Source organism: Kitasatospora sp. Root107 (assembly GCF_001424875.1).
Lineage (GTDB): Bacteria > Actinomycetota > Actinomycetes > Streptomycetales > Streptomycetaceae > Kitasatospora.
In genome coordinates this window covers 24,816-38,100 of the sequence record NZ_LMCT01000017.1, presented here as the reverse complement: position 1 = coordinate 38,100, position 13,285 = coordinate 24,816, and the positions used below count along the sequence as shown (strand labels likewise).

Annotated in this window: 11 protein-coding genes and 1 pseudogene; 7 read left to right on the top strand and 5 right to left on the bottom strand. The window is 72.1% G+C overall.

Annotated elements, in window-relative coordinates; genetic code table 11:
* Positions 1-68 precede the first annotated feature (68 nt).
* Genes ASC99_RS17175 through ASC99_RS17165 form a run of 3 tightly spaced genes read right to left on the bottom strand, consistent with a single transcriptional unit; the run spans position 69 to position 3,315 of the window.
* Positions 69-2,327 (bottom strand): putative T7SS-secreted protein, encoded by a 2,259-nt coding sequence (locus ASC99_RS17175; RefSeq protein ID WP_057232979.1) that lies wholly within the window; start codon positions 2,325-2,327, stop codon positions 69-71.
* Positions 2,327-2,962, bottom strand: coding sequence for a hypothetical protein (locus ASC99_RS17170; RefSeq protein WP_057232978.1), 636 nt, complete (start codon positions 2,960-2,962; stop codon positions 2,327-2,329). The genes ASC99_RS17175 and ASC99_RS17170 overlap by 1 nt, the downstream gene beginning before the upstream one ends.
* A complete protein-coding gene (locus ASC99_RS17165) occupies positions 2,959-3,315 on the bottom strand; it encodes an SseB family protein (RefSeq protein ID WP_057232977.1) in 357 nt (118 codons plus the stop codon). Before ASC99_RS17165 ends, ASC99_RS17170 begins: the two co-directional genes overlap by 4 nt.
* 299 nt (positions 3,316-3,614) lie before the next feature.
* Between ASC99_RS17165 and ASC99_RS17160 the strand changes: the two genes are divergently transcribed.
* The 5 genes from ASC99_RS17160 (at position 3,615) to ASC99_RS17140 (ending at position 10,035) form a co-directional block, all read left to right on the top strand.
* On the top strand, positions 3,615-5,114 hold the full coding sequence (locus ASC99_RS17160; RefSeq protein ID WP_057232976.1) for a leucyl aminopeptidase: 1,500 nt from the start codon (positions 3,615-3,617) through the stop codon (positions 5,112-5,114).
* Positions 5,115-5,511: 397 nt separating this feature from the next.
* Positions 5,512-6,900 carry a dihydrolipoyl dehydrogenase gene (gene lpdA / locus ASC99_RS17155; RefSeq protein ID WP_057232975.1) on the top strand — a complete coding sequence of 463 codons (1,389 nt, stop codon included), beginning with the start codon at positions 5,512-5,514 and terminating at the stop codon, positions 6,898-6,900.
* Between the two features lie 63 nt (positions 6,901-6,963).
* The gene (gene sucB / locus ASC99_RS17150) at positions 6,964-8,652 is read left to right on the top strand and encodes a 2-oxoglutarate dehydrogenase, E2 component, dihydrolipoamide succinyltransferase (protein WP_057232974.1); all 1,689 of its coding nucleotides are present in this window, start codon (positions 6,964-6,966) and stop codon (positions 8,650-8,652) included.
* Positions 8,653-8,778: 126 nt separating this feature from the next.
* Positions 8,779-9,294, top strand: coding sequence for a DUF4240 domain-containing protein (locus ASC99_RS17145; protein WP_057232973.1), 516 nt, complete (start codon positions 8,779-8,781; stop codon positions 9,292-9,294).
* 153 nt (positions 9,295-9,447) lie between these two features.
* Positions 9,448-10,035, top strand: coding sequence for a phosphoribosylanthranilate isomerase (locus ASC99_RS17140; protein WP_057232972.1), 588 nt, complete (start codon positions 9,448-9,450; stop codon positions 10,033-10,035).
* Between the two features lie 12 nt (positions 10,036-10,047).
* On the opposite strand, the gene ASC99_RS17135 is transcribed toward ASC99_RS17140, so the two are convergent.
* Together ASC99_RS17135 and ASC99_RS17130 are read right to left on the bottom strand one after the other, a co-directional pair.
* A complete protein-coding gene (locus tag ASC99_RS17135) occupies positions 10,048-10,947 on the bottom strand; it encodes a DUF2510 domain-containing protein (protein ID WP_057232971.1) in 900 nt (299 codons plus the stop codon).
* 72 nt (positions 10,948-11,019) lie between these two features.
* A complete protein-coding gene (locus tag ASC99_RS17130; protein WP_057233091.1) occupies positions 11,020-11,520 on the bottom strand; it encodes a GNAT family N-acetyltransferase in 501 nt (166 codons plus the stop codon).
* A 108-nt stretch (positions 11,521-11,628) separates the two neighbouring features.
* On the opposite strand from ASC99_RS17130, the gene ASC99_RS17125 reads away from it, so the two are divergent.
* On the top strand, positions 11,629-12,534 hold the full coding sequence (locus ASC99_RS17125; RefSeq protein ID WP_057232970.1) for a TIGR01777 family oxidoreductase: 906 nt from the start codon (positions 11,629-11,631) through the stop codon (positions 12,532-12,534).
* Between the two features lie 236 nt (positions 12,535-12,770).
* Positions 12,771-13,285, top strand: a pseudogene (locus ASC99_RS40580) (FAD-dependent oxidoreductase); the annotation flags it as partial.

The following is a 13,285-nucleotide window of genomic DNA, read 5'->3' as shown; positions in this document are numbered from 1 at the left end:
CGGCCCACCCACCCGGGTGAAGGACAGATCCTCGCTCAGCCGCGGACTGTCCCATCCATCGCCACTCATCAGAGAGCCCCCTTGAGCACGATCTCGGCATACAGATGGACCGGGCCACCCGGCGGGTCGGACACCCGGTTGACCTTCCACTCCAGCCCCCGGCCGAGCAGGAGTTCGCGCTCGGCACCGCCGCCATGCGCCACCTTCTCCACCCACAGGCCTGGCGTTCCCTCCGGGACCCGGAGGTGCACGAAGGCCTCTTTGGTGTCGAACGCGCCCGCCAGGCGACCCAGCGAAGTCGACATGTATCCCTCCTCGGTGAACCTCGCACCGACCTCCGGCTTCGCACCGAGAAAGCGGAGGTCGGTAGCCCGGCTGACGATCACGTCCTCCGGCACCTTCGCGCTCGCAATCGCCTGGTCGATCTCCCCGACCGCCTTCTGGACCTCGGGGGTCAAGCCGTCGCTGCCACGAAGCTGACCATTGATCTCCTTGTAGGTGGGACCATCGTCCGAGACCTGGCGGGTGTAGTCGCGCAAGGCTTCCCGCTGTGACTCCGGCAGGTTTTCGACGTGGTCGTTCCAGTGTTCGGCCCCGTACTTCAGCGCGTCCTCATCGCTGCTGAAGGTCCGCGCGTGCTGCTTGAGTTCAATCTCAGCAAGGCGCTGCACCTCCTCGGGGGGCTTGTCCTGGAACTGGTAGTCCTTCATCACCCGTCGCTCAGGCGCTGGTTCGACCGTTGCCTCGGCCGCCGAGGGTGACGTGCTCTCAGGAACAGCCGCCGTGTCGGGCTGCGACGCGGCGCTGTTCTCCGACTCGGCGTGGTGGGTCGTCGGTGAATCCGGCTCAGAGACGTGCGGGGTCTCCGGTGCGGACGACTCCGGAGTGTGCGGGGTCTCGGGCGCAGACGGTTCGGGTGCGTGAGCGGGGGCGGGTTCGGGCGCGTGCTGGTACGCCGCGTCGGGAAAGCCCTCTACCCGAGCTGGCGGTGCCTGCTGATACGCCGCATCCGGGAAGCCCTCCAGTCGCGTCGGCGGTTGGTGGTACGCCGCGTCCGGGAATCCCTCCAGCCGGACCGGCGGGCTCGCCTGGGCGGGCAGCGGGATGTCGGTGTGGCGGGCGGTGTCGGTGGCCGCTCGTCGGGCGAAATCGTCCGCCCCGCCCAGCACGGTGCGTTCGGCGGAGTGCTCCAGGGCGTTCACGGCGGCCCGCTTGGCGGCCACGCCTGCCGTACTGCCGCCACCGGTGGCGACACCGGACGCGGTATCGAAGATCACCCGGCCCAGCGCCTCCGCCGGGTCGGAGCTCCAGCCGGAGCCGGCAAGGGACTTGACCAGTTCGGTCGGGTGGTTGGCCGTGCGGGTCAGACCCATGGCGGTGCTGAAGACGTGGTCCTGGTACTGCGCGGGGTGGGTCAGGTTGTACGGGTCCTGCGGATTGAGGCCGCGGGCGAACTTGACCGTGTCGGCGCCCGCCTTGGCCACCCCGCCCAGGAGGTGGAGCCCGCCGACCGCGACGCCCTGGGCCAGGTCGGTGTGGGCTGCGGCGACCTGGTCCAGGAAGCTCGGCTCGCGCGGCGCGGAGCCGGTGGCGGCGGCGACCGCCTGGGCTGCCGTCCGGGCCGCGCTGTCGCGCTGCTTCCGGGCGTCCCGGAGCAGCTCCTGAGCCTGTTTCAGACCGGCCTCGCCCGGGTCGTGGAAGTTTCCGGGCTCGGTCGGCCGGGTCGGACCGGCACCCTCGGCGGCGGCCTTGTTGTAGTGCTTGACCGCGTCGTTGTACTGGTCGATCTGGTGGTTGAAGGCGTCCCGGGCCTCCTGGGAGGCTTTCCGGGCCGCCTCGAAGGTGTCGATCGCCTGCCGGGCCTGCTGCTGGGCCCACTCGACGGTCTGCGCGTAGCTGTCGAGCGCCGTGGCCGCAGCGCCGCAGGCGTCCGCGGCCAGCAGCCAGAACCCGGGCTGCGGGCCGAACTTGGCCCGGAACGCGTCCCCGGCCTGCCCCTTCCAGTGGTCGGCGTCCAGCCGGGTCAGGCCGGAGCCGGTCTCGTCGAACGCCGTCCGGAACTTGTGCAGGTGCTTGGCTGCCTCGCTGATCGCGCCGACGTTGCCGTGCACCAGCTCCTTGGGATCGTCGGTCTGACCGAGGTTCAGTTCGCCGACCAGCGCGCCCAGACTGTCGGCAACACCGTCGCCCCACTTGTCGACGGCGTGCGCCGCGCTGTCCAGGCCGACCAGGTCGAGACCGTCGCCGACCAGGTGGGCGCCGGCGTTGACGGTCTCGCCGACGGCTCGCTTACCGCCGTCGATGACCCGCTCGAACAGGTTGCTCATCAGTGGCCACCGTTCGACTTCAACTGCTCGGCCTGCTGCCCGAGTTGTTCGGCTCTGCCCTTGGCCTCGGCGCTCTCCTCGGCGAGCTCGTCGCCGAGGCCGAGGGCGGCTGCGTGCCCGGTCAGGAAGGGGTTCTCGAGCAGATCCGCCTTGGTGGCTGCCATGGTCGAGGCCGAGTGCAGCTGGGCCTGCTGGAAGGACTCGGCCGAGAAGTCCGCGTCCCGGACCTGGGTGAACGGGTTGTCCGCGAGCACCTGGCCCCAGGACATCTTCTCCAGGTCGTCACCCGTCAGGTTCGGGTTGCCCAGGGCCGCGTTGGTGAGCTCCTTGGCCGCGCCGGAGACGTACTCCTCCTGCTCGTGGTAGATCCCGGCAGAGAGGTGCAGCCGGCGGGCGATCTCGTTGCCGTCCTGGATCAGCGCCCGGACGCCCCAGGACCAGCGGTCGCAGAACTCCTCGAAGACGGACTGGAGTTCGGGGTGGCCGATCTCCAGCCCGGTCAGGCTGATGTCGCCGAACCCCCGCCCCACCAGTGCGGCCTCCTCGATGCCGAGGGTGCGCAACTCCTCGATGGCGTGGTCGATCCCGTCCGCGGCCAGCTTGAGCGCCTGCGGGTCCACTTCGTACTGGGTCACCGGCCGTCCACCGCCGCCGCGTCCGGCACGATGCCCCGGACCGGCGGAAAGAGCATCGGCATGCTCCCCGCCACGTTCAGTGCCACCCCGGCGGGCACCCCGACCGCGGGCACTCCGACGTCCAGCAGGCGCGCCCCGTAGACCGTCAGGTAGTCCAGTACGCCGCCCTGGTGAGCCCGGGCAGTGGCGAAGGACACCAGTTCGGCCTCGTCGGTGAAGGCGTAGATCCAGCGCACGCCGCCCTGGTCTCCGGTCCACACCGGACCGCCAGGGCTGATCTGCGGCACCAGCACCAGGCCGGCCCGGAACTCGGCCAGCAGCGTGAGCGCATCCCCCACCCCGGTGTACTGCATGCGCAGTTGGTGTCTCAGTCCAGCGTTCGACACCGGCCCCCCTCTCCCCGGCCGAGAAGGATAGTCCACCGACCATCTGACCCGTCGTCGGATTCCGGCGGCCGGACCGGGCGGCGGTGTCGCACCGACCGTGACCTGATCCAAGGGGTAGGGTGCGGCGCCTTTATCCCAGCATGCGGACTACCATGCGGTGAGCACCGTGACCCTGCGCCCTGTTCCTGCGGAGCACGCCGGGGTCGTTGCCGGTGCGGCACCGGCGCCGCACCTGGCTTGGACCGCGAAAGAACAGGACTCGTTTAGTGACTGCACTGTCTGTGAGCACCTCCTCCGCCGCCTCGCTGCGCGCGGACGCCCTGGTGATCGGCGTGGCCAAGGGCCCGAAGGGCCTGCTGCTCGCGTCCGGCTCGGAGGCCGTGGCCGAGGCGTTCGACGGCAAGCTGGCCGAGCTGCTCGCCACCCTGGGCGCGACGGGTGCCGAGGGCGAGGCGGTCAAGCTTCCCGCTCCCGCAGGTGTCAAGGCTCCGCTCGTGCTCGCGGTCGGCCTCGGCGAGGCCGAGCAGGGCCACTCGCTGGAGACCCTGCGCAAGGCGGCCGGCGTGGCCGCCCGCACCCTCGCGGGCACCAAGAAGGCCGCACTGGCGCTGCCTGCCGGCTCCGCCGAGGAGATCGAGGCGGTCGCGCTCGGCGCGCTGCTCGGCTCGTACTCCTACAGCGCCTACCGCAACGGTGACGGCAAGGCCCCGGTCGGCGAGCTGACCGTGCTGACCGAGCGCAAGGGCAGCAAGGACGCCAAGGCCGCCGTCGAGCGCGCCGCCGCCATCGGCGAGGAGATCAACCGCGCCCGCGACCTGGTCAACACCGCGCCGAACGACCTCAACCCGAAGTCCTTCGCCGCGATCGCCCTGGCGGCCGGCAAGGAGCACAGCCTCAAGGTCGAGGTGCTGGACGAGAAGGCGCTCGCCAAGGGCGGCTTCGGCGGCCTGCTCGGTGTCGGCACCGGCTCGGCCAACCCGCCGCGGCTGGTGAAGGTGGCGTACACCCACCCGAAGGCCAAGGCCACCGTCGCCCTGGTCGGCAAGGGCATCACCTACGACTCCGGCGGCATCTCGCTGAAGCCGGCCGGGCACAACGAGACCATGAAGTGCGACATGGCCGGCGCCGCCGCCGTGTTCGCCACCGTGGTCGCGGCCAAGCGCCTCGGCCTGCAGGTCAACATCACCGCCTGGCTCGCGCTGGCCGAGAACATGCCGTCCGGCACCGCCACCCGCCCGGGTGACGTGCTCCGGATGTACGGCGGCAAGACCGTCGAGGTGCTGAACACCGACGCCGAGGGCCGCCTGGTGCTGGCCGACGCGATCGTCCGGGCCGGCGAGGAGCAGCCCGACGTGATCGTCGACGTCGCCACCCTGACCGGCGCGATGGTCCTCGCCCTGGGCAACCGCACCTTCGGCGTGATGGCCAACTCCGACGAGCTGCGCGACCGCCTGCACGCCACCGCCGAGGCGGCCGGCGAGCAGTCCTGGCCGATGCCGCTGCCGGCCGAGCTGCGCAAGGGCATGACCGAGACCACCATCGCCGACCTCGCCAACATGGGTGAGCGGATGGGTGGCGGCCTGGTCGCCGGCCTGTTCCTCAAGGAGTTCGTCGCCGAGGGCATCGACTGGGCGCACCTGGACATCGCGGGCCCGGCCTTCCACGAGGGCGGGCCGTTCGGCTACACCCCGCGTGGTGGCACCGGCAGCGCGATCCGCACCCTGATCCGGTTCGCCGAGGACACCGCCGCCAACGGCGCGGTCTGAGCTCTCTGAGCCCCAGCGGGGCCCGGCGCCGAGTGGCGCCGGGCCCCGCTTTTTGCGGTTACCCGCCGGTAGTGGATCTGACCGATTCTGACAACGCGTGTTCGCCGCGGGCGAAACTTTGTTCCGTACGGTGGAACAGCCCGGCCCGCCGACCGGCCCGGCCGGCCCTCTCCCGGCTGGTCGCACCGCTGTGAGCTGCGGATATACCCTGACGTACGGGACATCCGGCAGCCCTCCTGGCAACCGGCCGAGCTGTCCGGGGCAGCCCCGGACACCAGCCGCCGCGAACAAGTGCGAGGATGTACTCCCGGACGACTGGGCGCCTTACAAGGGCGCCCTGCCCTACCGGACCGCGACCGGCCCGGCGAACCGCACCCCTTTGCATGGAGGACGTGACGTGGCGAACGACGCCAGCACCGTTTTCGACGTAGTCATTCTCGGAGGCGGAAGCGGCGGTTACGCCGCGGCGCTCCGTGCAGCGCAGCTCGGGCTGAGCGTCGCACTCATCGAGAAGGGTGAGCTGGGCGGCACCTGCCTGCACCGCGGCTGCATCCCGACCAAGGCCCTGCTGCACGCGGCCGAGATCGCCGACGAGACCAAGGAAGCCGCCGAGTTCGGCGTCCTGGCCACGTTCCAGGGGATCGACATCAACGGCGTCCACAAGTACAAGGACGACGTGATCGCCGGCCTGTACAAGGGCCTGCAGGGCCTGGTGGCCTCCCGCAAGGTCACCTTCATCCAGGGCGAGGGCCGGCTCTCCTCGCAGACCTCGGTGGACGTCAACGGCCAGCGGGTCGAGGGCCGTCACATCGTCCTCGCCACCGGCTCGGTGCCGAAGTCGATCCCCGGCCTGAACATCGACGGCGACCGCGTGATCTCCTCGGACCACGCGCTCAAGCTCGACCGGATCCCGAAGTCGGCCGTCATCCTCGGCGGCGGCGTGATCGGTGTCGAGTTCGCCTCGGTCTGGAAGTCCTTCGGCGTCGACGTCACCATCGTCGAGGCCCTGCCGCACCTGGCCCCGTTGGAGGACGAGAACTCCTCCAAGCTGCTGGAGCGCGCCTTCCGCAAGCGTGGCATCAAGTTCGAGCTGAAGGCCCGCTTCTCCGGTGTCGAGTACACCCAGGACGGTGTGCGGGTCTCCACCGAGAACGGCAAGCAGATCGACGCCGACCTGCTGCTGGTCGCCATCGGCCGCGGCCCGGTCTCGGCCGGTCTCGGCTACGAGGAGGCTGGGGTCGCGATGGACCGCGGCTACGTCCTGGTCGACGAGTACATGCGCACCAACGTGCCGAGCATCTCGGCCGTCGGCGACCTGGTCCCGACCCTGCAGCTGGCCCACGTCGGCTTCGCCGAGGGCATCCTGGTCGCCGAGCGGCTGGCCGGCCTCAAGGCCGTGCCGATCGACTACGACGGCGTGCCGCGGGTGACCTACTGCAACCCGGAGGTGGCCTCCGTCGGCATCACCGAGGCCAAGGCCGTCGAGCTGTACGGCAAGGACAAGGTCGTCACGCTCAAGTACAACCTGGCCGGCAACGGCAAGAGCAAGATCCTCAAGACCGCCGGCGAGATCAAGCTCGTCCAGGTCAAGGACGGCGCCGTGGTGGGTGTCCACATGGTCGGCGCCCGCATGGGTGAGCAGGTCGGCGAAGCCCAGCTGATCTACAACTGGGAGGCGCTGCCCTCCGAGGTCGCGCAGCTCATCCACGCGCACCCGTCGCAGTCCGAGGCGCTCGGCGAGGCGCACCTGGCGCTGGCCGGCAAGGCACTGCACGCGCACGACTGATCGCGCTCGTCCCGGCAGTTCACCCATTCCTGTACGCAAGACTTGATAGGAGTCGCTGAAACCATGGCGGTCTCAGTAACACTGCCCGCACTGGGCGAGAGCGTTTCCGAAGGCACCGTCACCCGCTGGCTGAAGGCCGAAGGTGACCGGGTCGAGGTCGACGAGCCGCTGCTCGAGGTCTCGACCGACAAGGTCGACACCGAGATCCCGGCTCCCGCCTCGGGCATCCTGGCCTCGATCAAGGTCGGCGAGGACGAGACGGTCGCGGTCGGCGCCGAGCTGGCCATCATCGACGACGGCTCCGGTGCTCCGGCTCCGGCCGCCGCCCCGGTCGCTCCGGCCCCCGTGGCCGAGGCCCCGGCTGCCGCTCCGGCTGCTGCCGCCCCCGCCGCTGACGCCACCCCGGTGCTGCTCCCCGCCCTGGGCGAGTCGGTCGCCGAGGGCACCGTCACCCGCTGGCTGAAGGCCGAGGGTGAGACCGTCGCGATCGACGAGCCGCTGCTCGAGGTCTCCACGGACAAGGTCGACACCGAGATCCCGTCGCCGGTCGCCGGTGTGCTGGTGAAGATCCTGGTCGGCGAGGACGAGACCGCCCTGGTCGGCGCCCAGCTCGCGCTGATCGGTGCGGCGGGTGCGGCTCCGGCCGCCGCCGCTGCTCCGGCCGCCCCGGCCCCGGTTGCCGCTCCGGCCCCGGTCGTCGAGGCTCCGGTCCCGGCCGCCGCCCCCGCTCCGGCTCCGGTTGCCGCTCCGGCCCCCGTGGCCGCTGCGCCGGCCGCTGCCGCCCCGGTCGCCGCTCCGGCTCCGGTCGCCGCTGCGCCGGTTGCCCCGGTTGCTCCGGCCGCCGACGGCTCGGACGCCTACGTCACCCCGCTGGTCCGCAAGCTCGCGGCCGAGCAGGGCGTCGTGCTCTCCGCCGTCACCGGCACCGGTGTCGGCGGGCGCATCCGCAAGCAGGACGTGATCGCCGCCGCCGAGGCCGCGAAGGTCGTCCCGGCCGCCGCCGCACCGAAGGCCGCCGCCGTGGCGTCCCCGCTGCGCGGTCAGACCGTCAAGATGACCCGGATGCGCAAGGTCATCGGCGACAACATGATGAAGGCCCTGCACGAGCAGGCCCAGCTGACCAGCGTGGTCGAGGTGGACGTCACCAAGATCATGCAGCTGCGCGGCAAGGCCAAGGACTCCTTCCTCGCCCGCGAGGGCGTGAAGCTGTCCCCCATGCCGTTCTTCGTCAAGGCCGCCGCCCAGGCGCTGAAGAGCCACCCGGTGGTCAACGCCCGGATCAACGAGTCCGAGGGCACCATCACCTACTTCGACTCCGAGAACATCGGTATCGCGGTGGACTCGGAGAAGGGTCTGATGACCCCGGTCATCAAGGGTGCGGGCGACCTCAACCTCGCCGGTATCTCCAAGAAGACCGCCGAGCTGGCCGGCAAGGTCCGCGGCAACAAGATCAGCCCGGACGAGCTGTCCGGCGCCACCTTCACCATCAGCAACACCGGCTCCCGCGGTGCGCTGTTCGACACCGTGATCGTGCCGCCGAACCAGGCCGCCATCCTCGGCATCGGCGCCACCGTCAAGCGCCCGGTCGTCATCGAGGTCGACGGCAGCCCCGTCATCGGCATCCGTGACATGACCTACCTGTCGCTCTCCTACGACCACCGCCTGGTGGACGGCGCCGACGCCGCCCGCTTCCTGGTCGCGGTCAAGGAGATCCTCGAGGCCGGCGAGTTCGAGGTCGAGCTCGGCCTGTAAGGGCGTCGGTTCCACCGCGTTCTGCTCACGGAACCCCGCGTCGTCCACCCGGACGGCGCGGGGTTCCGCGTTTCGCGGGCCACATCACGTGCGGGACACCGGTCGAGCGGCGATGCTGGAGCGGTGATGTACGAGACGGACTTCTGGCAACTGATCGACGAGACCAGGGACGCGGCCGAGGGCGATCCGGACGACCAGGCCGAGGCACTGGTGGAGCGGCTGGCGCAGCTGACGCCGGATGACGTGGTGGACTTCGCCCGGCTGTTCGAGGCGCGGTTCCAGCGCGCCTACCGGTACGACCTGTGGGCGGCGGCGTACCTGATGCTGGACGGCGCGTCGGAGGACACCTTCGACTTCTTCCGGTGCTGGCTGATCGGCCAGGGCCGGGAGGTCTTCGAGGGCGCGCTGCACCAGCCGGACGACCTGGCCGAGCTGGTGCCGGACTTCGACGAGGAGGAGGACGGCGAAGCCGAGGACCTCGGCTACGCCGCCGACGAGGCGCACGAACAGCTGACCGGCCTGCCGCTGCCGGACCTGGGGACGCGGCAGCCCCGGCAGCCGGAGGGCGACAGCTTCGACTTCGAGGACGCCGGGCAGATGGCGAAGCGGTTCCCCCGGCTCTGGGAGCTGTACGGGGGCTGACGCCGGCTCAGGCGGCGCGGTGGCCGTTCCTACGGTGGCCGGGCGTGGGTGCCGCTTGGGCCATAGGTGGTGCCCGGGTGCCGACGGGCGCGTACCGTACTCGGGTCGAGGGGTACGGGCCTCTTGCCCAGCGAAGCGGGAGACGTCGGGACAGTGTTCGTCAAGATCTGCGGTCTGAGCACCGCGCAGGACGTCGCGGCGGCCGTCGCGGCCGGTGCCGACGCGATCGGCTTCGTGCTCACCGAGAGCCCGGCGGCCGCCCGGCGGCTGGCCGAGCTGGTGCCCGCCGGGGTCCTGACGGTGGCGGTGTTCGGCCGGGAGCCGTCGGCGGAGGTCCGGCGGGCCGCGACGGCGGCCGGGGTCGGTGCCGTCCAGCTGCACGGCGACCACCCGCCCGCCGCCTTCGCCGAACTGCGGGACCTCAGGCTGCAGCTGATCCGGGCCACCTCGGCAGCGGCCGGGGCGGCAGCGGTCTGTGGCGACTTCGGCGAGGACCTGCTGATCCTGGACTCGCCGGTGCCCGGTTCGGGCGAGCCGTGGGACTGGTCCGAGCTGGGCGCCAACCCGCCGAGCGGATCGTGGATGCTGGCCGGCGGGCTCGCCCCGGCCAATGTGGCCGAGGCGATCGCGGTGGCCCGGCCGTGGGGCGTGGACGTCTCCAGCGGGGTCGAAGTGCGGCGCGGGGTCAAGGACCCGGCGCTGATCACGGAGTTCGTCCGCCGGGCCAAGGCGGCGGGCTGACGGCCCGTCGGCCTAGACCGACACCCCGGTACCGGCGGAGCCACCGCCCGTACCGCCGGGCAGCGGGCGGATGGCGGCGACCAGTTGGTCGAGCAGTTCGGGCGAGGGCGCGTCCGGGTGTTCGTCCGCCGAGCCGACCAGCACGGTGAAACCGCCACCGGCCGCCCGGACCGCCACCACCAGCACGTAGCCGGGGACGCCCTTCACCGGGTCCACCCGCCAGCGTTCGGCGTGCCCGGTCACGCCCGCCACCGTCACCGGGGCCGAGACCACGGTGCGGGTCGAGGTGAGGTCGCCGTACAGGAGCGGCGCATAGGTGGCCATCTCCGCCCGGGCCACCGCCTGGGCGGAGGCGCCGTCGGCCCGTTCGGCCACCACGGAGAAGTTGGCCCGGACGCAGCTGCCGCTGCCGACGTCGCAGGAGTACGGCTTGGTGGAGAACTGCAGGGTCACCTTGTCGCTGTGGTCGTCGATCCTCCAGCCGGCCGGTACCGGTACCTCCCAGCCGCGCGACAGCTCCTGCACCGAGCGGGTGGAGGGCAGCGGGGCGCGGCTGGGCTGCGCCGGGGTCGGGGTCGGACTCGGCGTCGGGGTGGGACTGGGCGTCGGGCTCGGGCTCTGGCTCGGGGAAGCACTGCTCGTCACCACCGGTGGCGCAGCCGACGGCACACGCACCGGATCGTCACCCCGGGTGGCCCAGACCAGCACGCCCGCTCCACCGGCCAGTACCGCCAGCACCAGCGCGATCACCAGCCCGATCCTGAGCCCGCGCTTCGGCTTGGCGCCCGGCACGCCTCCCACCGGGCGGATCTCGGCGGTCCACGCCTCGCCGTCCCACCAGCGCTCCTGGGCAACCCCGTCCGGCCCCGGGTCGAGCACGGGGTACCAGCCGGGCGGCGTCGAGTAGGTCACGGCGGTACCGTACCGTTCACGCGTTCGCCCCGTCAGCCGCTTGGCACTTGACGGTCCGTCAGTCGACCGGCCTCAGAGCCGGCGGCCCATCCAGACGTCGTCCACGTACGCGCCGTCCAGCCAGAACTCCTCCGGCAGGATGCCGGTCACCTCGAAGCCGCAGCGCTCGTAGAGACGCCGGGCGGGGGCGTTGTGGGCGAGCACCCGGAGGGTGATCCGGCGGATGCCGTCGGCGCGGGCCAGGTCGCAGGCGGCCTCGACCAGGGCTCGGCCGATGCCCCGGCCGCGGGCCTCGGGGTCGACCACGAAGCCCTGGATCTGGCGGATGTGGCCGTTGCTGGCCAGCGGGGTGGCGGGGCCCTGGTGGATGTATCCGACGATCCGGCCGGCCGACTCCGCAAGCAGAAAGTGCTCGGGCGGGCGGCGCTCGCTGAAGAGTTCGGCGTCCGGCTCGGGCGGGGGGACCACGTCGCTGAGCCAGGACCAGGAGACCCGGTCGAGGCGGGCGAGCTCCGGCTCGTCCTGCTGCCGTGCGGTACGTATCGTCAGGTCAGCTGCGCCGTTCGCTCCCATGGCCGCCATCGTAGGCGACCACCTGCCGGCCTTGCCGGGGCATTTTGGGCGGGCCGTTCCGGCGGGCCCGATCGGTCGCCGGGCGGGCTCGGCTGCCAGGATGGGGCCATGCGTATCGCGGTGACTGGGTCCACAGGTCTGATCGGTTCGGCGCTTGTCCGCTCGCTGTTGGCGGACGGGCACGAGGTGGTGCGGTTGGTGCGGCAGCGGTCAAGGACCGGGGTACAGCCGGACGGCACCGTCGGGGTGGGGTGGAACCCGCACCTGCTGCAGATCGACCGGGCCGGGCTGCACGGGGTGGAGGCGGTGGCACACCTGGCGGGGGCCGGGGTCGGTGACCGGCGCTGGACGGAGGCGTACCGGCAGGAGATCCGGGACAGCCGGGTGCTCGGCACCGAGACGCTGGCCGCCGCGCTGGCCGAGCTCAAGGAGCCGCCCCGGGTACTGGTCAGTGGTTCGGCAGTGGGCTTCTACGGCCAGACCGGGGATCAGGTGATCGACGAACAGGCGCCGCCCGGGGACGACTTCCTGGCCCGGGTCTGCGTGGAGTGGGAGGCTGCCACCCGCCCGGCCGAGCTGGCGGGCGTCCGGGTGGCGCACGCCCGTACCGGCCTGGTGCTCTCCGCGAAGGGGGGCGCGGGCGGGCGGCTGTTCCCGCTGTTCCGGCTGGGGCTCGGCGGGCGGCTGGGCGACGGGCAGCAGTACTGGAGCGTGATCTCGCTCGCCGACGAGGTGGCCGCGCTGCGCTACCTGATCGACACCCCGGAGCTGTCCGGGCCGTTCAACCTGGCGGGCCCCGAGCCGGTCACCAACGGCGAGTTGACCGAACTGATCGGCCGCGCCATGGGCCGGCCGACCGTCTTCGCGGTGCCGGAGTTCGCGCTCAAGGCGGTGCTCGGCGAGATGGCGGTGGAGGTGGTGGGCAGTCACCGGGCGGTCCCGGCGCGGCTGTTGGCGGCCGGCTTCCGGTTCCGGCACCCGACGGCGGAGGCGGCGGTTCAGGCAGCGGTCTGACCCGGCGCGGCGGCAGGCGCGGGCGCGGGATCAGGCGCGGGGCAGGCGCAGGCGCAGGGGGGCGCACGGCAGCAGGTATCCGGCGCATCTCGCGCCTCCGGTGACCGTACGCGCCCGCCGACCCGTCGAACACGCTCTTCCGGCGCACAGTCCGTGACCGTGCCCCGTCGCCTGTTCCCACTCCTCCCGATTCAGGCCCGACTCCCGGCCTGATCCGCGGATTGACGGGGCATCACATGCTCGGACCGTGTCCCGGCACCCTGCGGCCTGCCCGGCCGCAGCCCCGGGACCAGGGAGGGAGCACACTCGTGCCCGCACATGACTTCACCCGCCGTACCCGCCGCCAGTCCGACCCGGACGTCGTGGTGGTCGGGGCCGGACTCGCCGGGCTGGCCACCGCCCGCGCGCTGACCGCCCGGGGCCTCACCGTGCAGGTCCTGGAGGCCACCGAACGGATCGGCGGCCGGGCGGCCGGGCGGGAGCTGGACGGCTTCCGCCTCGACCACGGCGGCCAGCTGCTGAACACCGACTTCCCCGAGCCGGGCCGGGTGCTCGACCTGGAGCGGCTCGAGCTCAGCCTGCTCGCCCCGGGCGTCCTGGTGCACAGCGCCGGGCGTCGCCACCGGTTCGGCGATCCGCAGCAGACCCCGGCCAGGCAGGCCACCGCCCGGGGCCCGCTGGGCAGTCCGCTGGACCGGGCCCGGCTCGCCTCGGCCTTCGGCCGGCTCSCCAGCACCCCGGTACCCCGGCT